This is a genomic window from Streptococcus castoreus DSM 17536, from assembly GCF_000425025.1.
GTDB lineage: Bacteria > Bacillota > Bacilli > Lactobacillales > Streptococcaceae > Streptococcus > Streptococcus castoreus.
In genome coordinates this window covers 1,064-27,631 of the sequence record NZ_KE384296.1, presented here as the reverse complement: position 1 = coordinate 27,631, position 26,568 = coordinate 1,064, and the positions used below count along the sequence as shown (strand labels likewise).

22 protein-coding genes are annotated in these 26,568 nt (G+C 37.9%); all 22 read right to left on the bottom strand.

The features are described from left to right. Nucleotides 1–245, bottom strand: a 245-nt coding sequence (locus H346_RS0109425; RefSeq protein ID WP_027970874.1) for a transposase, incomplete at its 3' end; no start/stop codon positions are given. Between the two features lie 47 nt (nt 246–292). Then, the gene (locus H346_RS10010) at nt 293–997 is read right to left on the bottom strand and encodes a hypothetical protein (protein WP_051188374.1); all 705 of its coding nucleotides are present in this window, start codon (nt 995–997) and stop codon (nt 293–295) included. A gap of 252 nt (nt 998–1,249) precedes the next feature. Continuing rightward, on the bottom strand, nt 1,250–2,605 hold the full coding sequence (gene rlmD, locus H346_RS0109415; RefSeq protein ID WP_027970873.1) for a 23S rRNA (uracil(1939)-C(5))-methyltransferase RlmD: 1,356 nt from the start codon (nt 2,603–2,605) through the stop codon (nt 1,250–1,252). Between the two features lie 76 nt (nt 2,606–2,681). Beyond that, nucleotides 2,682–4,127, bottom strand: a complete 1,446-nt coding sequence (locus tag H346_RS0109410) for an LCP family protein (RefSeq protein WP_425262084.1) — start codon at nt 4,125–4,127, stop codon at nt 2,682–2,684. A gap of 197 nt (nt 4,128–4,324) precedes the next feature. Continuing rightward, nucleotides 4,325–4,834, bottom strand: coding sequence for a shikimate kinase (locus tag H346_RS0109405; RefSeq protein ID WP_027970871.1), 510 nt, complete (start codon nt 4,832–4,834; stop codon nt 4,325–4,327). Beyond that, nucleotides 4,827–6,110, bottom strand: coding sequence for a 3-phosphoshikimate 1-carboxyvinyltransferase (aroA, locus tag H346_RS0109400; RefSeq protein WP_027970870.1), 1,284 nt, complete (start codon nt 6,108–6,110; stop codon nt 4,827–4,829). Before aroA ends, H346_RS0109405 begins: the two co-directional genes overlap by 8 nt. 135 nt (nt 6,111–6,245) lie before the next feature. After that, nucleotides 6,246–7,187, bottom strand: coding sequence for a YihY/virulence factor BrkB family protein (locus tag H346_RS0109395; RefSeq protein ID WP_027970869.1), 942 nt, complete (start codon nt 7,185–7,187; stop codon nt 6,246–6,248). Nucleotide 7,188: 1 nt separating this feature from the next. Next, entirely contained in the window at nt 7,189–8,049 is an 861-nt protein-coding gene (locus tag H346_RS0109390) for a methionyl aminopeptidase (protein ID WP_027970868.1), read from the bottom strand. 15 nt (nt 8,050–8,064) lie between these two features. Beyond that, nucleotides 8,065–9,348, bottom strand: a complete 1,284-nt coding sequence (gene spxR, locus H346_RS0109385; RefSeq protein ID WP_027970867.1) for a CBS-HotDog domain-containing transcription factor SpxR — start codon at nt 9,346–9,348, stop codon at nt 8,065–8,067. Continuing rightward, the gene (locus H346_RS0109380; RefSeq protein ID WP_027970866.1) at nt 9,341–9,895 is read right to left on the bottom strand and encodes a GNAT family N-acetyltransferase; all 555 of its coding nucleotides are present in this window, start codon (nt 9,893–9,895) and stop codon (nt 9,341–9,343) included. The genes spxR and H346_RS0109380 overlap by 8 nt, the downstream gene beginning before the upstream one ends. A gap of 225 nt (nt 9,896–10,120) precedes the next feature. Continuing rightward, a complete protein-coding gene (locus H346_RS0109375) occupies nt 10,121–11,272 on the bottom strand; it encodes an albumin-binding GA domain-containing protein (RefSeq protein WP_027970865.1) in 1,152 nt (383 codons plus the stop codon). Between the two features lie 445 nt (nt 11,273–11,717). After that, nucleotides 11,718–13,442: a glycoside hydrolase family 3 protein gene (locus tag H346_RS0109370; RefSeq protein WP_027970864.1), complete on the bottom strand. Its 1,725-nt coding sequence runs from the start codon at nt 13,440–13,442 to the stop codon at nt 11,718–11,720. A gap of 46 nt (nt 13,443–13,488) precedes the next feature. Continuing rightward, complete coding sequence (locus H346_RS0109365; protein ID WP_027970863.1) at nt 13,489–15,279, bottom strand: glycoside hydrolase family 3 protein; 1,791 nt, start codon at nt 15,277–15,279, stop codon at nt 13,489–13,491. A 119-nt stretch (nt 15,280–15,398) separates the two neighbouring features. After that, nucleotides 15,399–16,202: an HAD family hydrolase gene (locus H346_RS0109360; RefSeq protein ID WP_027970862.1), complete on the bottom strand. Its 804-nt coding sequence runs from the start codon at nt 16,200–16,202 to the stop codon at nt 15,399–15,401. Nucleotides 16,203–16,459: 257 nt separating this feature from the next. Then, nucleotides 16,460–17,299 (bottom strand): SDR family oxidoreductase, encoded by an 840-nt coding sequence (locus tag H346_RS0109355; RefSeq protein ID WP_027970861.1) that lies wholly within the window; start codon nt 17,297–17,299, stop codon nt 16,460–16,462. 14 nt (nt 17,300–17,313) lie between these two features. Then, entirely contained in the window at nt 17,314–18,408 is a 1,095-nt protein-coding gene (locus tag H346_RS0109350; protein ID WP_027970860.1) for a mannonate dehydratase, read from the bottom strand. A 94-nt stretch (nt 18,409–18,502) separates the two neighbouring features. Next, nucleotides 18,503–19,900, bottom strand: a complete 1,398-nt coding sequence (uxaC, locus tag H346_RS0109345; protein ID WP_027970859.1) for a glucuronate isomerase — start codon at nt 19,898–19,900, stop codon at nt 18,503–18,505. A gap of 29 nt (nt 19,901–19,929) precedes the next feature. Further along, nucleotides 19,930–20,547, bottom strand: a complete 618-nt coding sequence (locus H346_RS0109340) for a bifunctional 4-hydroxy-2-oxoglutarate aldolase/2-dehydro-3-deoxy-phosphogluconate aldolase (protein ID WP_027970858.1) — start codon at nt 20,545–20,547, stop codon at nt 19,930–19,932. 126 nt (nt 20,548–20,673) lie between these two features. Continuing rightward, nucleotides 20,674–21,345 (bottom strand): FadR/GntR family transcriptional regulator, encoded by a 672-nt coding sequence (locus H346_RS0109335; protein WP_027970857.1) that lies wholly within the window; start codon nt 21,343–21,345, stop codon nt 20,674–20,676. Between the two features lie 40 nt (nt 21,346–21,385). Then, complete coding sequence (gene uidA / locus H346_RS0109330; protein ID WP_027970856.1) at nt 21,386–23,176, bottom strand: beta-glucuronidase; 1,791 nt, start codon at nt 23,174–23,176, stop codon at nt 21,386–21,388. A gap of 21 nt (nt 23,177–23,197) precedes the next feature. Continuing rightward, complete coding sequence (locus H346_RS0109325; RefSeq protein WP_027970855.1) at nt 23,198–24,226, bottom strand: sugar kinase; 1,029 nt, start codon at nt 24,224–24,226, stop codon at nt 23,198–23,200. A 134-nt stretch (nt 24,227–24,360) separates the two neighbouring features. Further along, nucleotides 24,361–25,905, bottom strand: a complete 1,545-nt coding sequence (locus H346_RS0109320) for an MFS transporter (RefSeq protein ID WP_027970854.1) — start codon at nt 25,903–25,905, stop codon at nt 24,361–24,363. Between the last annotated feature and the right edge of the window lie 663 nt (nt 25,906–26,568).

The window sequence follows — 26,568 nt, the reverse complement described above, 5'->3', positions numbered from 1 at the left end:
TCTAATTGCATTTCGAGTTCTTTATTTCGTTTTCTGAGTTCTATCAACTCACGTTGTTCATCTGTCAGATTATCGACAGTTTTAAAGGAACCAGTTGTTCTTGCTTGTTTAACCCACTTATCGAAGGTTGAGGGCCTTAAATCATATTCTTTGATCAGTTCACTGCGTTTTCTACCTGCATTGTGCAAGTCAACGATTTGTTGTTTGAAGTCATCTGTGAAGTAACGGCGAATTTTTCTAGACATAGTTTTTCTCCTATTTTCTTTAGTGTAGAACACTTTATAAATTCTGTCTAGTTTAGTGTAACCTGTTCATCCCATTTCCCAGCAATAACTATAATCTTATCTCTATTATTATATATTTCAGAGCGAATCTTTTTATAATTATCTTCATCTGAAAACGATAATATAAATGCATATTTTTTACTGTTAATAGGTGATGCTAAATAAACTTCCTTCTTCTCATCGTTATACAATCTCCTATCTACAGTCGCTTCAATTATCCTATTTCCAAAACATCCTTTGAGATATCTATATTCGCTTCTATCATCTAATATCATTGAACCTATTTCTTTACCAGCGTATGTATCTCTAACGGATAGACTTTTACACAGGGAATATATTTGTCTTAATGTTCTTGGTGGATGAGCACTAGGTTCACCAGTCCCATGTGCAGAAGAAACACTTGTTGGTAACGATGATTTGGTTTTACATAAAAGATTATTTATTGCATCTTCATAAACAAATTTTGATTCATCATATTTGTTTGAATCAAATTCTGTACTACTATTACCAAACGGACAGTTCGGAATATGCTTAAACTCCAATTTAGTTGCCCTAAAATAGGCACTTTTACTTCCATCTACTGAACAAATATATAATTTTGCATTACACATATGATTCGGACAAAAAAACGCAGTGTCTCTATCTTCTTCTATGGCTTCATCCGAATATATTATATCTTTTCTATCTTTATCTCTATATGCATATTTTGCCACATCCTTACCTCCCAGTTTATAAAAACATATTTTATGACAATAGTTCTATTGTCTCTATACACTAAAAAGCCTCATTGACAATAGTCCTATAGTCTCGACAGGAACAAAAAGTAGTTCTATAGCCACAACCACCTATTTCTAGTGGTCAGAATTATTTTCAAATGCTATAAAACACAATGTAAACCAGCTGTCCAAACCCATTCATTTTTCTCTAAATCCTTTGATTTCAAGGCTTTTCTATGTTTTTTCTTCTTACTTTCTTGACAGAAGAACTATAGTCTCCACATGATGCGTTTGTGGGAAGAGGTCCACTGGCTGAACTTTCTTCAACTGATATCCTAATTCTTGATAGCGTTTGACATCACGTGCCATGGTTGCTGGATTGCAGGAAATATAAATGATTTTTTGGGGTGCCATAGCGACACTGGCTTGAATGAAACTTTCTGTTAGTCCCTTGCGTGGTGGATCTACCAGAATCACACTTGGTTTAATTCCTTCTTCACCCCATTTTGCCAAGGCATTTTCAGCGGTATCAGCAACAAAATGCGCATTGGTAATGCCATTACGTATAGCATTTTTCTCTGCATCACGAACAGCTGCCTCAACCACTTCTACCCCATAAACCACTTTAACATTTTTGGCAAAAGATAAACCAATGGTTCCAATACCACAATAAGCATCAATAACCACATCATCAGCGGTCAATGCTGAAAAATCAATAGCCATTTGATAGAGTTTTTCAGCCATGACAGTGTTGACCTGATAAAATGATTGAGCAGAAATGGCATACTGGTTTCCTAGCATGCTATCTGTAATCGTATCTTTACCATAAAGAATTCTAAATTCTTTTCCAAAAATGATATTAGTGTTTTGATCATTGATATTTTGAATAATAGAAACCACTTTAGGAAAAGCTGCCATAATCTGTTCAATGACCTGATTGATGCGAAATACTTTTGACCTTGTAGTAACAAAAATGAGCATCATTTCTCCAGAATAATGGCTTCGACGCACCACAATATTACGGATTAAGCCCGTTTGTTCTTTTTCATCATAAGGCTTAACCTCAAAACGTCGAAGTAAATCTCTAACAAAATTAATGAGACGATCCATCTCCTTATGTTGAATGTAATAATCGGAAATCGGTATCAAATCATGCGAATGCTTGCGGAAAAAACCTGTTTCCAACTGTCCATTGACACGTCTGACAGGTACCTGAGCCTTATTACGATAGGCAACCGGTTCTTCCATTCCTAATGTTTTATTGACAATAACGTCACTGATTCCAGCAATTTTGTAAAGGTTATCTTGTATCTGTTTTCGTTTAAAAATTAATTGCTCCTCATAAGCTAAATGTCCAAAGTCAGCAATTCCAGTTCGCAAATAAGTCAAGTCCAAATCAGTATTTCTGATAGGTGAAACCTTTAAATAAGCATCTACTTTGCCAAAACCGCTCTGTTTATTGACCTTTAAGACACGCATCTGAATAACTTCGCCTGGAAGAGCATTTTCAACAAAGAAAACAAAGCCTTCATGTTTAGCAATCCCTGCACCTTCATAACTTAAATCTGAAATTTCCACTTCAACAATATCATTTTTCTGCAACATATTTTTTTCCTTTTCTAACACTAAGCATTGCTCAAAAAAGAAGAGCAACCTCAGTTACTCCTCATTATACCACACTTTAACGCAACCCTAACTTAGATAGTCTTTTTTTGTACTTGGCAAAATCAATGTACAGGGCCTGACCACCATACATATCATATTCATCAACCCAGTCACCATTTTCTGGGATAGTCACATGCTCAACACCATTTTTTCCATTTCCTAAAATAGAGACACCATTTTGAATGAGAAAGGGGAAAGAAACATTAGTGGACGTTAGAGCATAAATTTTACCAATAGCAGCAGAACCCGTAAAAAGCTTGGTTGGATCTTTGATTTGTGACATAACTGCAGACATGACTTGCTGTTGTCTGACCGTACGACCAAAATCACCTTCATCATCCTTACGAAAACGAGCATAATTAAGCAAAGTTCTACCATCCATCCGTTGTTCACCAACTTCAATCGTTTGGTTTGGCACAACACCATCTTTCATTCTTAAATCGTCAGGAACAGCAACCGAATCAACAGCAACACCACCAACGGTGGCAAATTTGGCATCAATTTTCACACCATTAGGAAATAAAGTATCAATGGCTTCTGCAAAGGTTTCAAAATCTACCATGACATAATATTTAATGTCAATGTCAAAATTATGTTTTAAGGTTTGACGAACAAATTCTGCCCCCTGATGATTTTTTTGTTCTCCTAAATTGAAAGAAGCATTTAGCTTTAAATCATAAGAATCTTTGTCATTATAACTATAACCAGGAATATTCACCAAAGTATCACGCATAAAAGAAACCATTTTAATTTTCTTGTCTTTGTTGCCAACATTAACAACCATGATGGTATCTGTACGTGCCTCTGTCGATCCTTGTGTTACTCGCTGATCAGATCCTAAAACAAGAATATTAGTCCCATCTTTAGTAGCTTTACCGTTAAAGACTTGAGAAACAGCTGGCTTATAGTTAGCTTTATTGGTCGAAACATCAAAAACTCCCTTAACAAACATAAATCCTAAACCTGAAATTAATAAGAGGAGTAGCACTCCAAAGGATACCAAGAATCGCTTTAAACGACTTTTTTGCTTTCGATGTCTTTTTGGGGATTTTAAAGTAGGTTGCGGCACATCAATTTCTTCTTGATGAACATCATTTTCATAAAATTGATCTGAATATCGCTGATCATAAAACGGCTGCTGAGGGACCGAAGCCCTGCGTGTCACCAGATCATGTCTTTTTGAACGTCTTTCCTCTTTAGGATAAAGTGGCAAACCACTAGGACCTACTTGAGGTTCAGATAGATAACACTCCTCTTTCACATCTTTTACAGGCAATGTCTGATAATGATCCTTGTTTTGATAAAAGTTAGGCTGCCTATTCTCAGTTTGTCTTGAAAAAGAATAAGTGCCTGCTGTCTCCATTTTTGATTTTAAAAATGCAAATTCTCTTTTTTCGTTTTCACTAAGGTAGGACAAATTCCTTAGAAGGTAAAAATAACGTAATTCTTCGTGATGGCTCAAACCACCGTTTGGGTATCTTGTCATATTATATCATCTCTTAGTATTACAATACAATTTATTCTTTTTAAGTAATGCTTCTATTATAACCTATAATGTTCAGATTGTCCCCCAAAAATTTTTAGAATGTCCCCCTTTAGCAGACTAAACTAACAATAGTCAATAGCTTATTTCCCAGAAAACCATTGAATACAAATGTTTTAACTCGTTTTCTTTTTATTAACATTTTGAATGATTCTAGCAACTTCTTCCGGGGATTGATGATCCACATTAATTATTAAATCGGCTAAATCCTCGTATAGACACATGCGTTTTTTGTAAAGTTGGTAAAATGCTTCTTTTGATTGTTTTAGAAAAAGCGGTCTCCTAGAATGATTATCATTTTGAATACGATGATATAAAATATCAAAAGAGGCTACTAAAAGAATATTATGCTGACGATTTCTTTTAAGAAGAGTTCGATTTTCTTCCGAGATAACAACACCCCCGCCTGTAGCAATAACCGTATCACCTTCTATCGCTAACAATTCACGCAAGGTTTGGCTTTCGATTTCACGAAAGTAAGCTTCGCCATATTGTGCAAAAAAATGAGCAATGGACATACCAATCTTTTCTTCAATAATTGTGTCCATATCCTTGTATTGACTATCTAAATATTTTGAAACAGTCGTTTTCCCGACTCCCATAAATCCTAATAAGAATTTAGCCACGACACAACCTTTCTAAATCTGTGAAAAATTCTGGATAAGAGGTCATAATAGTCTCCTCCCTCTCTAAATAAACTTGCCCTTTTGAAACTAATAAAGCTGCAACTGCAGTCATCATTCCAATCCGGTGATCACCAAATGTACTGACCTTTGTTCCGTGAAGCTTGGTTTTCCCTTGAATAATCATACCATCTTCTGTTGCCACAATATCAGCTCCCATACTTTTGAGAGTATCTGTCACAACCTGGATTCTATCTGTCTCTTTCACGCGCAATTCTTGCGCATCCCTAATACAAGTCACACCATCTGCCTGCGTTGCCAAAAGGGCAATAATAGGTATTTCATCAATCAAACGAGGAATGAGAGCACCCGATAACGTGATTCCCTTTAATGATGAATAGCGAACACGAAGATTAGCAACTTGTTCCTTTTCATCAACATGGTCATAATACACCTGACCTCCCATTTTCTTGATGACCTCTAAAATACCTGTCCTAGTTGGATTAATCCCGACATTTTCTAACAGAATATCTGAATTAGGGACAATAAGCCCTGCCACTAACCAAAAAGCTGCACTAGAAATATCACCAGGAACATAAATCTTTTGCCCCTTTAACCTTTGCGGTCCAGTTAAGGAAATCTCTTTGCCTTTAATAGCAATTTGCCCACCAAATTGTCTAATCATCGCTTCCGTATGATTGCGAGTAATATCCTTTTCAATAACGGTTGTGGTGCCTTTTGCCTGTAAAGCTGCTAACAAAATGGCTGACTTTACTTGAGCAGAAGCCACAGGTAAGCGATAAGTGATTGCCTGCAAATGTCGATGCCCTTTTATTGTAAGAGGTGGCAAATGTTTTTGCTTCTGCCCCCAAATCCTAGCACCCATCCTGTTTAGAGGAAGAGCAACCCGATCCATGGGACGTTTAGACAAGCTATCATCCCCGCACATGGTCACTTCAAAAGATTGCCCAGCCAACAAGCCTGCTATGAGGCGCATGGAAGTCCCAGAATTTCCCATATTAAGAACCTGACTAGGGGCTGTTAACCCTTGAAAACCTCGACCATGAATCACAAGCTGGTCACCTTTTTCTTCAATAAGAACACCAAGATCTCTGAACACTTGAATGGTAGAAAGGACATCTTCACCTTTTAACAAGCCATCAATAGTTGTTTTTCCTTCTGCCACAGCACCAAAAATAACCGCCCGATGACTAATGGATTTATCACCGGGAACTTTAATAGTCCCTCGTAAGGAATCTGCATTTGTCTTTAGTTCCATCTTTTTCCTTCTTCATCTTTTCTTAATCCTATTTTAGCACAGATGCATTGACTGCCATTTTTGAACAAAAAATGAAGCAAGAAAATCTTTCCCACTTCATCCCTGTTTGTTACAGCTAGAGCAAATTTAACGAATTTACAAGGGTGAGTCATTGTCGTGATCATTGCCCAATGTTTTTTTAATAATAGAAACCACATCCCCACTGCGACCTTCCAATTTTCCCATAGACATTTCTTGATAAGTCGCATTAAAGACTGCTCCTAAAATCAATATTCGGGCTAAGAAAATAAACCATAACATCATAATGAAAACCATAACTGAACCAAATGTTTTAATGTCAACCATTCGTTCAACATTGTGCATGACATAGGTGCCAACCATATTGCTCAAAAAAGTCATAACAAATGAAGTGAATAAGGTCCCCGGTAAAATATAACGAATTTTTTCAATCTTAACATTTGGAAGCAAGAAATAAAGCAACATCAAGCCGACAAAAATAATGAATACTGTAATCGGTTGAATCAATAACAAGAAAGCAGTCGTGATATTATCACTCAAATGGTAATAATTATCTAAAAGCTGAATAGCTGCTTTTGAAAAGGTTGAGAAAATCAAAACAAAGGTTAGAAGAAAAAGAATAATCAAACTGGTCAAAAGTCCAACCAAATGCCCAATAAAGAAATCACGGTGTTGCGAAGCACCATAAGCCTTATTAATTGCTTTTTGCAAGGAGGTTAAACTCCGAGACATGGTCCAAAACCCTGTCAAAGTCGCCACTCCCAAAACACTTCCAGAAGGTTTTGAAAAAATATTAATAACGATAGCCGAAGCAGGTCGAAAAATATCTTTCGGCAAATTTTGTTTCATCAAGCGCAAAAGATCTGCAATATCAATATTTAAATAAGGAAAGATATTAGCTGCAATAATGATAAGAGGAAAGGCCGTTAAAATAAGGTAGTAGGCAACCGCAATTGAGGATAAGTCCATTTCGGCACTTTGAAAATGTCGCATAAAAACCTGAATTGGCTCATATTGCCATTTCGATATGAGCTTATCAAAGAATTTTTTTTCTGCCATTTTAGTAAGTTCTTTCTTCTCCCTGACTCGTTAAAATAACCGGTCCGTCTTTAGTAATCACAAATTGATGTTCGTATTGGCATGATAAACCACCATCTAGGGTTTTATGTGCCCAACCTGTGTTCATGTCTGTATCAATTTCCCAAGTTCCCGTATTAATCATCGGCTCAACAGTCAATACCATTCCTTCTTTCAAGCGAAGCCCACGACCTGCTGTTCCATAATTAGGTACCATTGGCTCTTCATGCATGGTAGGGCCAACACCGTGACCAACAAGATCACGGACAACGCCATAGCCAAAACTTTCAGCATATTCTTGGATAGCTGCGCCAATATCACCAATGCGATTTCCGATAACAGCTTTTTCAATCCCACGATACATGGCTTCTTTTGTCACATCCATTAGTTGTTTCACATCATTTGACGGAGTGCCAACAGCATAAGCCCAACAAGAATCTGCTAAACCACCCGTGTAAGGTTCTGTCCATTTTTTCATGTCAGCAACGTTATCAAAGTTTAAAGCTGACACATCGACAATTGATTTGTCCAAAGGCTCGCTCAACACCATATCAACTTTAAGCAAATCCCCTTCTTTCAAAATGTAATGACGTGGAAAAGCATGTGCTACTTCATCATTTAAGCCACAGCAAGTCGCATAAGGATAGTCCATTAACTGCCCATCAACACCGATTTGCAAGGGAAGAACATTTGCTTCTTTACAGCGACAGCGAACATATTCTTCAACTCCCCACATGTCCACACCCGGTTTAATAATGTCTCTCAAACCAATATGAATACTTGCTAGGAAGTCTCCTGCTCTATCCATAGCTTCTATTTCACGGGTAGATTTTAATGTTATCATTTGTCTTTTTCTCCTCTAATTAATCTTAGTTGTTATAATAGCCTTAGCAATCACTTGATCATCTGCAAAAATTTCAACGTCAATCGTACTGCTTCTTCTATTTTCTGTGATGATTTTAGGATATATTTTTAATTGATCATCAATTTGAACAGCACGTAAAAAGTATATCATCATTTGTTCAATAATGATATTCTTTTGATGCTTTTTCATCATCGTTCGAATACTGATTTCTTTTAGAAATTCTGCGATCACTCCATTTGACATACTACCAGTGCTATCAATCATCGTTGGCTCAATCAGTACCTGATAATAATCAAGTGTTTCTTCAAGATTTGACAAGATTTGTTCACTATAGGTATAAAGATTACTTTGTTGGCTGTTAGGCAGATTTTCCATGGCTTGTCTTCGAGTAATAATCCCAAGTAGAGAATGTGTTTCATCAACAACAGGAAGCATATTCAAATCCTCAAAAATCATTTTTTGACTGATATTTGCAAGACTGGCATTTGGCTTTGCCGTAATTGGGTTCTCAGACATCACTTCTGTTAATTTTGTTATTGGAGATTGGTCCACTACATCTCGCATACTGACAACACCGATAACTTTACCCTTATGATCCACAACAGGAAATCTCACTTGACGTGTTTTTTTTATGAGGGCATTAAATTCCTCAATGGTATTGTCTTCGTAAAGACAACCATAATCGTCAACGGGAATAAGGACTTGCTCAACTGTTTTTAAATCAGTTTTAATCCGAATATTAGACAGGGCATGATTAATCATTGTCGCAACTGTGAAGGTATCATAATTGGTTACCATAACTGGAATACCTTGACTGTCTGCCGTTTCAATCACTCGTTTAGAGACTGGAAATCCCCCCGTTACCAGAATAGCATTATGATTTTCAAGTGCCAATAATTGAATGTTTTCTCGATCACCAACAATTAAGAGTCCGCCTTTCACTAGGTAACGATGAATATTTTGCTGAGTCATAGCACCAATTGAAAATTTGCTGAACTCGTGTCCTAACCCAACATGTCCTGCAAGAACTTCTGAGTCACTAATTCGAGCTATTTCAGCATAGGTTAATCGATCAATCCTAACCCGACCTTTTTTCTCAATTCGAACTGTTCCACTACGTGGCTTGGTTTCAACAATTCCTCGGTTTTCCGCTTCTTTAATAGCACGATATGCAGTGCCATCACTGACCTTTAAATGATTTGAGATACTTCTGACACTCACACGTTTACCAATGGCCAATTTTTCTAAGTAATCTAAAATTTCTTGATGTTTACTCATAATAGTCATTACCTATCTTTAGATGATATGCTAAGTAGTCACGCATTTGATGGCTATGCCGATCACTACCTTTAAAACGTTTGGCTAATTGAAATCCTGCTTTTTCAGCAACTCTCTGACTAGCTCTATTTTCCAAATGGATGACAAGTACAAGCTTTTTTAAACCAAATTCTTGAAAGCACAGAAAACACAACGTTTTAAGGACTTCTGTCATTATCCCTTGTCCCCAATAAGCTTTGTTTAAAAAATACCCAATTTCAGTACTGGCTTTTTTAGGATTATATTTTTCCAACTTGATTGCTCCAATCATCTGACCAGTCATCTTATCTTGAATCGCCCAAATGCCTAAAGAATTTTTTATGAAACCATGCACCAAAAGATAATCACTTTCTTGTTTAGTCATCTTTTTTGAAAAAACATAGGTAAAATTTTGACTATCACTGACAATATTGTAAAAAGCCTGATGGTCTGCATATTGAAAGGGGCGCAATTCTAGCGCTTGAGTGTCAAAAAAAGCAAATTTTGCTAATTGTGTCCAAATGTCCATATATCACCTTCCAAAATACCTGTACTCGTTTCATTATAACAAATATCCCCTAGATATTCTATAACAGTTCTATTTTCAGTATTTTTTAATAAACCTATGATATTATTTCAAGAAGTAACCCATTTGCCACAAAGGCTTATTTCTAACTATGACAATTCAAAATGAATACAAAAAGAGAGAATCATTTGATTCCCCCTTGGTAGATTGTTGTTTTTAAACAGACAACTATTCGTTTTCTTTACGTTTTGAAGACACTGCAACCATACCTGCACTTGCCATAACTGCAAAGGCTGCCGCTGTAAAGAATGGATTTGTTGCATCCCCAGTTGATGGAAGTTTCTTACCATCTTTCTTAGTTTCTGCTTTCTTCTCTTCTTTCTTAGCTTCTGATTTCTTAGTCACATCTTTCTTAGCATTTGAATCCTTAGCAATTGGAGTTGCTGGAGTCAATGGTGTAAGAGGAGTTGTTGTTCCTGGTTTTTCTGGTTTAATTGGCACATCTTTAGACATTTCAGTCACTGTAAATGTCTTCGTTGCGTCATCATAAGCCCATTCACCGCTGATGCCATTTTTGTTAGCATATAATCTGAAAGCTTTTTCAGCAGCTTCTGCAGTAGCTGCTTTCACTGTTGTTTCACCTTTCAAGGTTTGACCTTTGATGACAAGCTTATAGGTTGTTAAAGCCGGCGTTAACTTAGTAGCATCAATCACTTTTGATTTTGGTAAAGCAGCTAGAATTTCAGCCTTAAGCGCATTAATACCTTCAATCGTCTTAGCATTGTTGATTAATTTCTTATAATAATCGCTGACACCTCGTTTATCAAGTTCTCCGATAGCTAATGCTTTAGCTTCTGACAAACGTGCTTCCTTAACTGATTCAACAACTTGTGCTTGAAGTTGTTGAACCCCTTCAACTGTGCTAGCTTTCTCAATTAATTTTTTGTAGTAATCACTGACACCATATTGATTAAATTCTTTAAGCGCTGCTTCTTTAGCTTTTGCTAATGCATCCGCTTTAGCTGCTTCTTTAGCTGCTGCTTCCCAAGCATCACTTAATTCCTTTTCAGCTTTAGCATCGGCTTCTTTTTCAGCTTGGGCAGCAATAACTTGAGATGCAGTTCCTTTCAATTCTGCAATCTTATCTCTATCAACACTCTCGCCAATAGAAGACTTAATTCCATCTAGAACTGTCTTATCTGAAATACTAGATTCTGATTTCGAAATTTCTGATAAAGCTTCTTTTCTCAATTTATCCGCTTGAGCTCTTGTTGTTACTTGTGCCGATACAGAAGATCCTACCACAAACGCTGCCGAAACTGAAGCTAAGCCAAAAGCTGACTTACGTAAAAAGTACTTCACTCTTTTCTTTTTTTCCATTTTTTCTCCTTTTTTTATTTTAATATGCTACAACATATTAAAAAACATAAAAATTTGAAACTATGATTTAATAATTTCACCTCTTATTATACAACTTAACAGGTTAAAATCAAGGATTACATTTAATTTTCTATCATTTTTTTGCCAATTAATAAAATCAAGGAGTTGTTATGATTAAAAATCACATTATTTACCGATAAATTTGTTTTTTTGTACAATTGTTTGTTTAATGAAATCAAATAATATTATTATTTGGGTTAAAACGATCGATTTTGGTTAAATAATTTTTTTGATTATTCTTAAAAAGATCTAATATGACATAGCGATTTGAAATCATGACTACCTGTTAAATGGATGGTTTCTTTGTCACGCACCTAACGGAACGCGATACCCTAAAAGTCACATAATGATCAAGAATTTCCTAACTTTTCTACTGTCTAATCGTTTATAATTTTGCTTGCCATTTATTGGTCCATACTAAATCATTTGCTTGCCCCTTAAAGTCTGCTTTACCTTCTAGGCAATCTAAGAGAGCTTCTATGGTATTGGAATTATGATGATATGCATTGATAGCAGTTTTTACCATGGTGGCATCGTGTAGATGGGTGGTGTAATTGAGCGAAACAAAAACAGTAGGAACTTCATGAACATACCAAGGTACTTCATTAGACATGGCAGTTTTCCACTGAATACGGTAGTTATTTTGTGCGCCATAACCAATAACATTAGCAACGGTCAATGCTAAATCTACTGATTCTCTGTATGCCAAAGTTTTCCCTTTCACACGGGTAGTACCATCATTAATCTCAACCTCATACCCACGCGCTTCTAAGGCCAGTTTCAGATTTTCCACCACCTCATCATTAGCTGCCATAATACCACCTTTTTCCCCTTCTAAATAGTAAAGGCGAATACGTCTGTGAGTATTAGGGCTAATCGGGAGATTGCCTTGTGTATCTTTTAAGAGGGTTATGGCTTTTTGCGCTGCTTCTTTTTGCCACTTCAGATGCTCATCACAACCAATGACAGCAAGATCTTTAGGAGATTTTAAAAGGCTTCCATTGGTTTGTTTTTCATGAAGATTTAATTTAGCTTTTAATCCTAAAATACGACGCACAGCATCATCTAGTCTCTCTTTAGAGATTACACCTTCACGGTAACCCTTGAGCATAAAATTGAAGTCTTCTTCCATGTTGTTAAAGAATAAAAACATGTCACAACCTGCCGCAATGGCTTTTGGCACGTAATCTTCCCTACGCATAGCTGCTGTCATACCAAGCATATGTGAGGCATCTGTAATGACTAGACCATTAAATCCAAGTCGCGTTTTTAAGAGATCAGTAATCAATTCTGGTGCCAGAGTTGCTGGTAAAATATCGTCATCTTTTAACTCAGGATTAAGCTCTTTTTGGTAGTAAGGCAAGGCAATATGACCAGCCATGATCATTTCGACACCACGGTCAATGTGATGACGGTAAACTTGACCAAAGGTTTCTTCCCAACGTTCTGGTGTCATTTCATTAACCCCTAAAACAAGATGCTGATCACGTTCCTCAGTACCATCACCTGGAAAATGCTTGATACATTGAATGATGTCCCCCTCCTCATTAAGACCGTCTAAGTAAGCAGAGGTATAAGCAATGACATCTTGTGCATTGGTTCCATAAGCACGTGTGTTTACAATCGTATTTCGCCAGTTTTCTAGAATATCCACACAGGGATCAAAATTAACATTGACACCCAAGGCTTTTTCTTCTCTAGCTGATACAAGTCCTGCATGATAAGGAACCCACGGATCTCGACTAGCTTCAGATTGAGCTCCCGACGAAATATAGGTCCCCCCTTTAACCGCACCATCTCCCCCTGAATCACAATTTGCTGCTACCAATAAGGGGATTTTACTGTGGCTCTGCAATTCATTCAAAAGCTCTTGTACCTGTTCTGGGGTTCCATTCATATAGCGGGCACCGCCAATATGATACTTCTCCAAAATTTCTTTATTGCTTAATTGATTGCCGCTAAAAGCGTCCTCTCCAAAGAAGAACAGATTAACAAAAAGTTGTCCTATTTTTTCTTCATCACTTAATTGGGCGAGTGTTTCTTCTACCCAATTAAGTTGTTGGTCATTAAGCTGATAAGGCTTTTTTCGTAAATCAACCATTTTTGACATAACTAGTCCTTTCATTTATTACAACCTATTTTGCAGCCACTTATTTTTAATAATTTCGCCATAACTGGGTGTCAATAAGTCCACAAAAAGCATCTACAGGAGAAACACCTGTAAATTCTGATTCTCCAACCAATTTAGCAACCAATGCTTTCATAGTATTGTCTTGACCATCATAAGCATTGATATAGGTTCCCACTTGCGGCATATCTGCCAAGGCAAAGGCGTGTTGAACTGACACCACAATCGTTGGGATTTCATGAACATAGAACGGTTGGTCTGGTGTCCCTTTGGCCGCTGGCCAAACAATCCGTTGAACTGTTCCACCAGAATTAACATCGACAAGGTTAAGAATGAGATCATAATGATCTGTTAAATTAGAGATTGGTTGTTTTTGAGCATAAACATTAGCAATAGCTGCTGCACGTTCACTTTCTGGTAATTGCATGATACGTTCTTCAGTTGATTCCCAAACAGTAACTTCATGACCACGCGCTTCTAGTAGCTCCTTAACCACGTCAGAAGCACGTTTTTTCTGACCAGCAATCATGGCACCAAAACCGCCTTTGTGTCCTTCGACATTGACAATCAAAATGCGTTTGTAACGATCAGGCGTGACAGGGAAAATATCCTTTTGCTTATCTTTAATGAGAGTGATCGCTTTGTCAGCCACCTCGTCAGAAATAGCTTGTGCTTCTTTAGTATTGATAAGAGCCATAGCTTCTTCTTTTGGCATCATGATTTCCTCACGACGTCCTTCAAAGAGGTGAAGCCCCAATCTTGCTTTCAAACCAAGTGTGCGACGAAGGGCATCATGCAAGCGTTCGTCTGTCAGAATGCCTGCTTTGTAGCCTTCTTTCATCCATTGCAAATCTTCATCTGGGTCATTAAAGAATAAAAAGAGGTCACAGCCAGCTTCTACTGCTGTTGGTAACATGAGGCGCCGTGGCATTGAAGCTGTCATAGCAACCATATGAGAAGCATCCGTTACAATTGCTCCATTATAACCAAGTTCACCACGCAACAATTCATCCAACAAGGTCTTATTGAGTGACGCTGGCAACATGTCATCCAAGTCACGCTCTGGGTGCATTTCTTTTTCAACAGTTGGTAAATGGATATGACCAGCCATGATACCTGGAAGACCCGCTTCTGATAACTCTCTATAAATGCGACCAAAAGTGGACAACCATTCAGCCTTAGTCATTGGATTTGAGGCAAAAGACAGATGGTGGTCACGTTCATCGATACCATCTCCTGGAAAATGTTTGGCAAAAGGCATAATGCCATGCTCCATAATCCCTCTCATGTATTCTTTAGACAAGTTAATGATTTGGTCCACGTTTGAGCCCCAGTTACGATTGGCAATAATCGGGTTACGCCAATTACGTGTCAGGTCAACAATCGGTGCAAAGGAAGCATTACAACCTACGGCTGCTGCTTCAATCCCTGCAATGCGTCCCATTTCGTAGGCATATTTTGGATCATTGGTTGCAGCTACCTTAATTTCATCACCAACTTTTGTGCCATCATTCACTGCACCATCACCACCAGCTTCTGTATTAGCCGCAATTAATAAAGGAATTTTTGATTTGGTTTGCAAAATATAATTCTGCTCCCAAATCTCATCTGCCATCCCCTTATTATAGCGAACAGCGGCAATTTTATAATCATTTAACACTTGTGTCAAGTAGTCTTCTGTACGACTAGACCCCATATTAACAAAGAGTTGACCAATTTTTTCATCCAAGGTCATTGAAGCAATGGTTGACTCCACCCAATCAATAGCCTGATCATCTAGGTTATATGGTTTTTTCCGTAAATCAACTAAATTTGTCATTTTTTTCCTTTCAAGACATTCTATGTCTTTCTTCATTTTTTAACAACGAAGCCAAGCTTTCACATCGCAGTTACAAATACTAAGCATTTCTATTTATTTAGTTGGCTTTTTATCACTTCCTAATCTAGATTATCCCAAAAAGCTTCTTTCAAACTGTTTAAATCAAGATCAGATAAATCACCAGAAACAAAGGCATGAGCAACATCGTTTTTCAAGTCAGCCCATGAACCAGCTTCTTTACCAACCAAAATCGGAAAGAAAGCTACTTGATTTTGCTCAGCTGCTGCCAAATCCCCCGGCGAATCACCAATCATCATGAGATGATCCTTTTGATACCCCTCTTGAATCAACCGAGCAATGACATCTTCTTTTTTGCCACGATCTTGACAATACAAATCATCAATATGAACCATTAGACCTTGATCTTGCCATTCTTCTTGAACAGCCTCTTTATTGGCTGAACTGACCACAAAGACTCTGCCAAGTTGATGCAATTTTTCAAGACCGCTTAAGACACCGGGAAATGCCAAGGCATTCCCTTGGTACGCTTTAATCTGTTGGTTTACTTCATTTGACCAAGCCAAGGCCTTTTCCAAATCGGTACTGGCTTCTTTTGCAATTTCAGCTTCAAGAGAAGCGTTTGATAAAGAACTTGTAGTGTCAACCCATCGTTTCAAGCGGTCAATACCCGTTAATCCTGCATATTCCAAGCCCATGACAAGGCCCACAAAGCGATTGACCCCACGTGTGCGTGAGTAAAGATTGACCCGATCCCACTCTTTCAAAAAAGCATCTCTATCAGTAATTTCAAAGATATCTGCCGCAATCGGTCCAAAAAAAAGCTGGTGTTTGTAGGTCATGGTATTCATGGCACAGCCATCTGAGTCTACACAAAAGGCAAAGGCTTCTGTTTTATGAGTCATGTTTTCCTCCATTTATATCATAATTCATCTGACGATTTATTGTAGCACAGCTAGAAAACGCTGTCAATTATTAAAAACAGTATCATGATAATTTATTCAAATGCCCTTTTCTTTCATTTACAAGGCTAACTCTTATTGCTAAGTTTATTTTACAGCCCAACAAATCATCATATCATTTTGAGCATAATTCTCATCTTAAATCATAAAAAACCACTTGAAAGCATCACATTTTCTCAAGTGGTCGATAGACATAAGCATTAAACCCCTGAATAAGCCGAAAAGCCACCGTCAATCGGTAGAACAACACCGTTAACAAATGACGCGGATTGCTCATCTGCTAGGAAGAAGAGACCACCAACCAATTCTTCTGCCTCACCAAAACGTCCCATTGGAGTATTATTAAGAATTTTTTCAGCACGCGCTGTTGGCTGACCATCTTCTGTAAATAAGAGACCACGGTTTTGGTTTGTCACCAAAAAACCTGGGGCAATCGCATTGCAACGGATACCAACTTTTGAGAAGTGAACAGCTAACCACTGAGTGAAATTGGAAATGGCTGCTTTAGCGCCTGAATAGGCTGGAATTTTAGTCAAGGGAGTAAAAGCATTCATTGATGAAATATTGATAATGTTAGCCCCTGGGCGACCAATCATATCTTGAGCAAAGACTTGAGTCGGCAGCAAAGTCCCAAGGTAGTTCAAATTGAAGACAAAACTAATGCCTGCTTCATCTAAATCAAAGAAAGTCTTGGTTTCTTCAGGTAAGCTTACTTCATGGAATTCGTTATCAGTAGTTGCTTTAGGGTTATTGCCACCTGCACCATTGACAAGAATATCCGTTGGACCAAAATCAGCAAGAATAGCCTGACGGACTTCCTCTAAATTCTCTTTAGACAAAACATTGGCTTTATAAGCCTTGGCGATGCCACCTTGTGCTTCAATATCGTTAACAAAAGCTTGTGCTGCTTCTTGATTTAGGTCTAAAAGTGCCACTTTTGCACCTGCTTTAGCAAACTCTTTAGCCATATAGCCACAAAGAACACCGCCAGCACCCGTTACAATAACAACCTTATCTTTAAAATCAATTACTCTAGTCATTAAAAACCTCTTTCTTATTTGTCCCCAACTGTCTTAACAGTAATGCCAAAATCTGGTGTTTTCCCAGCTGCACGCATGTTTGCTTCGTAAAGACCATTAAAATAGGTTGCACCAAGTGCACGGTCATATAAGCCATAACCCGGTGTCTTGGTTTGATCCCCCCAGATTCGACGACCATGGTCTGGACGAAGAGAACCCTTCCAATCATAGTCAACCAATAATTTCACAATAGCATTCATGTCAATGTCACCAGCTTGAGATAAGTGAGCCGTTTCTTGGAAGCCCCAAGCGCCAGCAGTCACGTTACGGGTATGCATGAAGTTGATACGGTCACGCTTAAGGGCGTACTCGGTCATGGCAACCACGTCATTTTTCGGATCAGAAGCGTAAGATCCTACACACATAGTAATCCCGTTATTTGGTGAATCATAGAGATCCAAGAAACGTTCAACAGCTGCTTGACCAGTAATAATACGTGGCAAACCAAAAATACCATACGGAGGATCATCTGGGTGAATCGCCATTTTAACACCGGCTGCTTCTGCGGTTGGCATAATCGCTTTGATGAAGTAGTCTAGGTTTGCCCACAAATCTTCCTCAGAGATATTGTTGCGGTAATTCTCGATGATGGCTTTCATTTCTTCCTTAGAATAGGAGGAATCCCAACCTGGCAAATTCAAATCATCAGCAACAGGATCTACCCCTTCTAAATCTACTTTTAAGAAAGCCAGCGAGGTTGACCCATCTGGTAGCGGGTGGTTAAGGTCTGAACGTGTCCAGTCAAAAACCGGCATAAAATTGTAACAGACAACTGGGATACCTGCCTTCCCGACATTAGTAATTGAGGTCTTGTAGTTTTCGATCAATACATCACGATTTGACTTGCCTTGTTTGATGTCTTCGTGAACTGGAATGGATTCAATAACTGAAATCTCCAAACCAACATCTTCTACCATTTTTTTCAAGGCAAGAATATTTTCAAGGGGCCAGGCCTGACCAACTGGAACATCGTAAATAGCAGTGACAATTCCCTGCATTCCTGGAATTGCCTTTATTTCTTCTAAGCTGACTGGGTCATGTTTCCCATACCAGCGAAATGACATTTTCATATAAAAACACCTAGAGCCTAATAAACTCCATTTTCCTTTCGTTTCTACGAGATTTTTATGTTGTGAGAAAGCTGTGCTTCCTTGTATTTCAAATTTAATTAAAGTAATTAACAGCATTAGTGTAGGCGATTCCCTTAGCCATCTGACCAAGTGCCTGATAATCTTCAGGAACCTCCCCCTCTTCAATCCATTCGCCAAGATAAGTTGCTAGAATACGTCTGAAATAATCATGACGTTGGTAAGATAAGAAAGAACGAGAATCGGTCAGCATGCCAACAAAATTAGCTAGCATTCCTTGTTCAGATAAAGCATTCATTTGACTAATCATACCAAGCTTGGTATCTGCAAACCACCAACCTGCACCAAATTGAAGATAGCCTGCCACACCAGCTTCATTGGCTTGGAAATTGGCAAGGGTATTCGCCACTGCAATATTATAGCTTGGGTTCAAGTTATACCAAATCATTTTTGGCATACTATCTGTCTGCACAAGATTATCCAACAAATGGTTCATATTAACCGTTAAAGCGGTTTGATCACCAAGAGAATCAACACCTACATCAGCACCTAGACGGTTAAAAATTCCCGAATGATTATTACGAAGTGCTCCAAAATGAACTTGTGTCACAAAGCCATATCGTTTATACAAACGGCAAAGGTCCGCAAAAACAGCCGTCTGCCACTGATTGATTTCAAGTTGGCTCGGTGTGTCTCCTGCTAAAACCTTAGCCATAATCTCATTTAAAGATTCAGGAGTTGCCTTTTCAAAAACAATTTCTGTAAAGCTAATATCACTTGCTTTGCAGCCTTTTTCAGCAAAGTAAGCCACACGTTTTTCCATAGCAGTCATAAAACCATTAAAATCCGTAATCTGGTTTTCTGTGACTTTTTCTAAACGTTCTACAAAACTCGTAAAATTGCGGTGCTCAATAAAAGCCTCATCTGGTCTAAAAGTTGGTGCTATAACAGTCTCAAAAGTTTTGTCGTCAGCCAACTTTTGATGCCATTCTAGGTCATCAAGAGGATGGTCAGTGGTTCCAATAAAAGTCACCTTACTGTCGGCAATCAACTTGCGAGGGCTAATCTTATGATCAACGAGATAAGCATTTAAACGATGGTAAATATCTTCAGCGTTGTCCTGTGTCAACAGTTCTTCCACACCAAAAACATTTTTCAACTCCATGGCTGACCAGTGGTAAACAGGGTTGCCATAGGAACGTTCTAAGGTTCTTGCAAAGGCTTTAAACTTATCAAGCTTAGACGCTGATCCTGTGATTTCCTCTTCCGAAATCCCATTAGCCCGCATCAAACGCCATTTGTAGTGATCACCGCCCAACCATAGGTCAACAATATTGTCATAGACCTTATCTTCAAAAATTTCTTTTGGATCTAAATGGCAATGGTAATCAAAAATGGGTTGATCTTGTATTTGCTGATACAGTTTTTTAGCAGCTTCGTTTTTTAACATAAAGTTTGCATCGTTAAATGTCATTGTTGTCTCCTCTTTAGTGATTCCTTGTATTAATCAAGGGCCGATACAAATGATTGCGCAATACGGGTAACACTGTCATAGCCTTCTGTTGCCACTTTGCTAGCAAGTGCTGAGCCAACTCCTACTGCCACTGCACCAGCATTTTTCCACGCTTTCACATTATCGACAGAAACGCCTCCAGAAGGCATCAAATCTACCTCAGGGATTGGACCGTGAATATCTTTGATAAATCCTGGACCAACCACTCCACCAGGGAAAACTTTGATAATTGGACATCCTGCGTTCATAGCTGTTACGATTTCCGTTGCTGTCGCACACCCTGGGAAATAAAGATTCCCTTTTTGATTGGCAATATCTGCAATGGCTTTAGAGAAATGAGGACTGACTAAAAATTTGGCACCTGCTGCAATCGCTTCTTCAGCTAATTCCGTTGTCATTACAGTACCCGCTCCAATAACAACGTTGGTACTATCCTTAAAATCATCTGATAATCGTTTAATCACCTGCGAAGCGTTTGGTGTTGAATAGGTAATTTCAATATTACAAATACCCCCTAAAACCGCATGTTTAGCGATTTCAATAGCATCTTCTGCTGTTTTTCCACGGATGACAGCAAAAAAGTAATTCTCTTTTAATTGGTTTAACATAAGTTCCTCCTTTTTTATGAAACCGTTATCTTGTTATCATTATACAAATCATCAGATGAATTGTCAAGTAAAAAGTCTAAAAAAACAGCAATTTCACAATCACTGTTTTTCTTTTTTCTTTAAATTCTAAGGCAAAAAGGCGGTTCGCTTAACAGTCATAATGTGCAATAGCATAGCATCATGAGCTGCAATAGGATTTCTTTCTTTGATAGCATTCAAAATATCTCTATGAGCTTGCAAGGAATCTTCTTTCATCTGACGATTTGTATAATTAGCATTTATTAAATGAATTGACTTATTGATGACTGGTAACAAACTATCCATAGCAATATTACCACTGAATTTCGCCATCATGGAGTGGAAGGTGACATCCAATTGCAAGTGTTTGGGTTCACCCACTGCCACTGCCTCCTCAATTTCTACCACAATTTTTTCTAAGTCCTTAATTTCTTTTGGAGTTGCATTTTGGGCTGCCAAAGCTGCAATGCGTGGTTCTAGCAAAAGCCGCAATTCAAATAAATCAGCGGTCAATTTAGCTGTATCCTTGACCAATGAAAATCCTAGAGGGTCTTCAGAAACCCCTTTTTTGGAACTGACATAAGTCCCTGACCCCTGTCTTACTTCCAAAACATTTCGAGTTGCCAAACTCCTGACGGCTTCTCTGATGGTGCTACGACCAACAGCTAAATCCTGAGCCAATTCATATTCATTTGGAAGCTTGGCACCAACCTCATAACCCCGTTCTAAAATAAGATTCAATAAGCGCTCAGCTGTTTTTTCAACTAATGGTCTAGCCATAGATATTCCTCTTCCTATTTCTGTTACCTACTATTTTACACTATTTTTTCTTGTAATTGTAGTTAGGAATAGCTGTCCAACGTTTTTTGAAGTCTCTTACTACTTGTTTGGGTTGACGATTACGTGAAAAGAGACCCTTATGATTCCCTTGCACTCGGAAAATCATCAGATTGGTTTCAAAATCAGCAAAATTCCACACCTGTTCCCCAACAAGGTTAGGAATCTCGTCAAACACACCATGGGTCATCTCATAAAAATCACATTGAAATTCTTCTGTGTAAGGAATATCCCACATGGAATGCAAACCAGGCAGGGTGTCTGCCCCATACTCAGTCATGAGGATTGGTTTATCTGGGAATTTGCTCTGCCATTCTAACAATTCCTTGCGAAGCCCTGCTTCTCCCCTAACGAGATCACCATGATCCACATACCAAGCGTAGTAACGATTTAAACAGATAACATCAACCAAATCCATAACCTCATCTCGATCTGGTGTTGCCATCAGAATATTCACCAAGGTAACTGGACGTTTTTGTGGGTCCAAGGTCTTATAAAGCGCAACTAATGGTTCAAAATAAGCATGGGCACCTGCTTCATGACTAGCAGGTTCATTAGCAACCACCCACATCACAACCGACGGATGATTTTTATCGCGTTTCACCAATTCACGAATAACTTGCTCATGGGCCTCTTTCGTTTTCATGATAGACCAAGTACCAAGGTCTTTTGGTGACAAATCTAGAGTCGCAGTAAAGTTTTGGAAAAGACCAACCGCCGGAATTTCATCAATAACCAAAATTCCCATTCTGTCTGCAAGGCGCATCATTTCTTCAGAATAAGGATAGTGTGATGTTCGGAAAGAATTAGCACCAATCTCTTTCAAAAGGTTCATATCCATCAAGTTGGCAGCTTCATTCAAACCCCGCCCATTAATAAAGGTGTCTTCATGCTTGCCAAATCCCTTAAAATAAACAGGTTTATGATTAATAAAAAACTGACCATCTGCCACATCCACACAACGCACACCAAATGGTTCATCATAAGTATCAACCACTTTACCATCCACAAACAACTCGATATGAGCAGTATAAAGGTATGCATCTAAAACTTCCCATAAACGAACATTATCAAGGATTGCATGCCCATCCCTTGTTTGAGCAACAAGTTGACGATCCTCATCAAAAATACTGACACTAATAGCATCAACTGCCGCTGATGTTTCAACCGCAATAGACAGTTCTGCCGATGCTAAATCATCTGATAACTCACTAGTGATGGTCACATCTGAAATATGTGTTTTAGGACGAACCATTAATTTAACTGGTCGATGAATTCCTGCATAATTAAAGAAATCAAAATTCTCTCTAACGACCTTTTTAACACTGCCGTCTTTTTGAAATTCTTCACTGTAGTTGCCAACTGGAAGGGTTGTATAATCCAACACATTATTTGCACAAACTGAAACTTTTAATTGACTGTCTTGGTAAAGATCTTCTGGAACTACCACTTCAAAAGGCGTAAAACCTCCCTTATGACTTGCTAGTTGACGACCATTGACATAAATCGTTGCATTATGAGTAACAGAACCAAACCGCAAAACTAATTCAGCATTTTCAGCGATTTCAGGAATATCCACAAAACGTTCATACCAGAAATCGCCAATATAATTACGTTTATCCTTATCTACAATGACATCATTAAAAGAAGTCGGCACTACCATAAGCTCTTCTGATGACAACAACTCTTTTGGATCGTGGTCTCCTAATTTGAAATGCCATAACCCGCTAAGGTCATATAAACTTCTTGTTTTTGTTAAAATTGGATATAACATCTTTTTCTCCTTTTTAATTCGTTATCGTTTAATTTCATGCGATTCTTCATCTAGCAAATGATCAATATCAGCTTGGGTTATACAATTACTGTCCCCCTCAATCGTGTGCTTAAATTTGAAACTTGCCATAGCAATGGCTAAAATTTTTTCGGGCATTTCTTTTTGAAGCATGCCATGAATCAAACCAGCTGTAAAGGCATCACCTGTCCCCACCCTATCTAAAACCTGAATGCCCGATTTACCAGTCTGATATAATTGACCATTTTGGTACAGATAGCCTTTCAAGAGATATTCGTTGGTATGCCCCATTTCTCTCTGGGTAAAAGCAAAGCTTCGAACACCATAAACTGTTGCCAATTTAGCAAGAATGGTCCTTAATAAAGCTTGATCCTCGTAAGGTCGACTCAAACCTAACTGGTCTTTTAAATCTTCTTGTCCTTCTCCTACAAGTGTCAAAGGTTCAATACCAATACAAACATCAGCCAACATGACAAGAGGCGACAGAAGATCTCTAGCCTCTTGAAAAGATTCCCATAAACTAGCCCTAAAATTTAAATCAAAGGAAATGGTCAAACCTTCTTTTTTAGCCCTGGTCATCAAATAATACGTTAACCGATAAAGATCATCTGTTAAAGCCGGTGTAATACCAGAAACATGAAACCAGTCCACACCATCAAAAACATGCTCTAAATCATAATCCTCTAACTTCGACTCCCAAAAAGCAGAATAATCACGGTCATAAGTCACGCGACTAGCTCGTAATGAAAAGCCTTTTTGATAATAATAAATCCCAAGACGTTTCCCTTTTTCAAGAATATAAGTCTGACTGATTTGTCGAGAAAAAAGAAACGTTTTTGTCATCCGTCCCAAATCATTATCTGGAATCGCAGAAATAAGAGACACCTTATGCCCCAGTTGAGCTAGTGTCGAGAGAACATTTAACTCTGACCCACCAAATTGGCAATCTAAACTTGTTGCTTGTGTTAAGGTCTGATACTGTGGTGGCGATAATCGTAATAAGATTTCACCCAATGAAACTACTCTTTTCAAACAAAACCTCCTTTAATATGATAATGTATCACACTTTCAAAAGACAATAAGGGAAAACCCTCATTTATTAACAGTCAGTTAAAGCAACTTAAACAAAAGAGTTGAGTATTCTTGTACCCAACTCCTCCCAATGCCTAATCTTTATTAACTGGATATTTTGTAACGTCTACATAATCCATATCTGATAATGGCACATTGTGTGCAATATCTTTTACACGTTCTTTTGAACTGGCAGCCTTCATAACTTGGATTTTTTCCTGGATACGAACCATTTCTTCTTTATCCAATTTGTAGAATTTCATCAAGAACAAAGCAACCAATAGAGCCAGTGCCGGAATAACAACGATCAACATCAATAATGCCATCTTAATATCTGGTGTTAAAGGGGTCTCAATAGTTGGGTAGACTTTTGAAAAACCAATCATGGCAAGAACTGCTCCAACAACCATCGGTGCAAATGAAGATGCAATTGAGTCTGTTAATGAGAAAATGGTACCAATCATCCCCGAAACATAACGACCAGATTCAGATGTTTCATAGTCTGAAATATCTGCACCCATTGTCAAAACAAGACCAGCTGGCGCCTGAGAAGCATACCTAGCCACAATATTAGTAAGAATAAATAAGATTGTGTAGAAATTCAACTTAGTTAAGCTAAGATCCCCTGGATTCCCCATGTAAAGTACAATACCAAAAGCAACCAAGCCTATTAAACCAATTTGGAGAGCTCTTACGTATGAGAAACGCAAACCTTTTTTACGAGCAATTGTTGAGAAAAGAATGTTAATTAAAACACCTGGAATGATAAAGAGAAGTGAGAATTGTCCTGATAAGGCGTAATTTCCAAATAAAATTCCAAAGAGCATGACCATGACAACTGAGTCACCAAAGAATTGAACCGCAAATTTTACCAAAGCTGCCGCTATAGAAAGAACTTGAAGGGGTTTATTTCCTTTAATCACTTTCCAATAGTCTTTCAACTCTGTCTTTTGAGTCTTTTCACCAAGTCCAAAAAATTCTTTGTTGTCTTTAGCCCAGATCCCAATAACAGCTAGTATTCCTAAAACAGCTGAAATCACAATTGTTCCATAAATAAGGACTTTGAAGAATTCCAGTGTGAAGTTACCAAATTTTGGTACCAACATCGCAGATACAACAAACTGTCCACCAGTCATCAATGAAGTCGTCATTACCGCATCAACAATATTAAAAATTGGACGTTGCTTTGGATCATTAGTAAGGGCTGTCTGACCAGCTTTCGTAATGGTTTGTTGCATCGAATATCCAATTTTATGGATAATCAATACTAAAATAAAAAGCGGGAAACGCACACTCTCACCAACATTACTTAAACTAAGCAACAAAATTAGAGATAGTGCCGTAATGATATTACCAATAACTAAAATTGGACGGTATTTACCAAATTTAGTCTCAGTTTTATCAATCATAATACCAATGGCTGGATCAATAAAACCATCGAAGATACGAATATATCCCATAATTTGACTAACAAAAATTGCTGCCAACCCTAAAACACCCGTTGAAAAATAGGTAACAAACATGAAGGTAAATAGGTAAATATTTGTTGAAGCATTGTTAAATGCAAACAAAACAAGTTGCCAAACTTTAGCTCGGTTATAGGTAACTTCCTCAACCCTTTGATCAATCGTTTTCTCCATCAGAGAAATCCCCCTTATATCCTAACACTTCACTTGAAAGCGTTTTTATTTTTCTACATGTTTATCTTACTATTCATCAGATGATTTGTCAACACGATTTTCACGTTTTTTCCTTATTTTTTAAAAAATAGAGCTAATTTGAAGATTTTAGAAAAAAAATCAACCGATAATTAACTCCCTTCACTTTTTAATCATCAGACAATTAAACAAGACATGGGATAATAAAACAGAAGCAAGATTAAATGAAAACGAGGACATATTACATAAAGAAAAACTTTCAATAAGAGACAGTCAAACCAGCAATCATTAAACGTATTAGCAGCTTGTAAAAATGGTTAGTTCAACTTTAGGAATTCATCCCAATGGTCCCTGACACCAGATTCAAAATATGAAAACAGAAAAAGTGCGTTCCTAAATCGTGGGAGCGCACTTCGCCATATTTCATACAAGATTAAGAAAGAAACCAAGCAACCACAAGAGGAAATTTCGCTCCTACAACAGTTCCAGTTTTCCTTAAAGTCAAGCAAGAAGTAATCGTTCAATTTCTCAAAGAAAATAAATTAATACTTACCATTCAAAATAACACAACTCTAAAACCTATCGATTAGTTCGCTAACCATTTTGCGTGTTTTGGGACCATTCAAAATAACACAGCTCTAAAAC

Coding starts and splice junctions, on each gene's coding strand:
- H346_RS0109395 (WP_027970869.1), bottom strand. CDS start 7,187: ATGGCAGAAAAAAAATTCTTTGATAAGCTCATATCGAAATGGCAATAT.
- H346_RS0109320 (WP_027970854.1), bottom strand. CDS start 25,905: ATGGAGAAAACGATTGATCAAAGGGTTGAGGAAGTTACCTATAACCGA.
- aroA (WP_027970870.1), bottom strand. CDS start 6,110: ATGGAACTAAAGACAAATGCAGATTCCTTACGAGGGACTATTAAAGTT.
- H346_RS0109375 (WP_027970865.1), bottom strand. CDS start 11,272: ATGGAAAAAAAGAAAAGAGTGAAGTACTTTTTACGTAAGTCAGCTTTT.
- H346_RS0109370 (WP_027970864.1), bottom strand. CDS start 13,442: ATGTCAAAAATGGTTGATTTACGAAAAAAGCCTTATCAGCTTAATGAC.
- H346_RS0109340 (WP_027970858.1), bottom strand. CDS start 20,547: ATGTTAAACCAATTAAAAGAGAATTACTTTTTTGCTGTCATCCGTGGA.
- H346_RS0109355 (WP_027970861.1), bottom strand. CDS start 17,299: ATGACTAGAGTAATTGATTTTAAAGATAAGGTTGTTATTGTAACGGGT.
- rlmD (WP_027970873.1), bottom strand. CDS start 2,605: ATGTTGCAGAAAAATGATATTGTTGAAGTGGAAATTTCAGATTTAAGT.
- uxaC (WP_027970859.1), bottom strand. CDS start 19,900: ATGACATTTAACGATGCAAACTTTATGTTAAAAAACGAAGCTGCTAAA.
- H346_RS0109350 (WP_027970860.1), bottom strand. CDS start 18,408: ATGAAAATGTCATTTCGCTGGTATGGGAAACATGACCCAGTCAGCTTA.
- H346_RS0109360 (WP_027970862.1), bottom strand. CDS start 16,202: ATGACTCATAAAACAGAAGCCTTTGCCTTTTGTGTAGACTCAGATGGC.
- H346_RS0109380 (WP_027970866.1), bottom strand. CDS start 9,895: ATGGACATTTGGACACAATTAGCAAAATTTGCTTTTTTTGACACTCAA.
- H346_RS0109335 (WP_027970857.1), bottom strand. CDS start 21,345: ATGGCTAGACCATTAGTTGAAAAAACAGCTGAGCGCTTATTGAATCTT.
- H346_RS0109365 (WP_027970863.1), bottom strand. CDS start 15,279: ATGACAAATTTAGTTGATTTACGGAAAAAACCATATAACCTAGATGAT.
- uidA (WP_027970856.1), bottom strand. CDS start 23,176: ATGTTATATCCAATTTTAACAAAAACAAGAAGTTTATATGACCTTAGC.
- spxR (WP_027970867.1), bottom strand. CDS start 9,348: ATGAGTAAACATCAAGAAATTTTAGATTACTTAGAAAAATTGGCCATT.
- H346_RS0109390 (WP_027970868.1), bottom strand. CDS start 8,049: ATGATAACATTAAAATCTACCCGTGAAATAGAAGCTATGGATAGAGCA.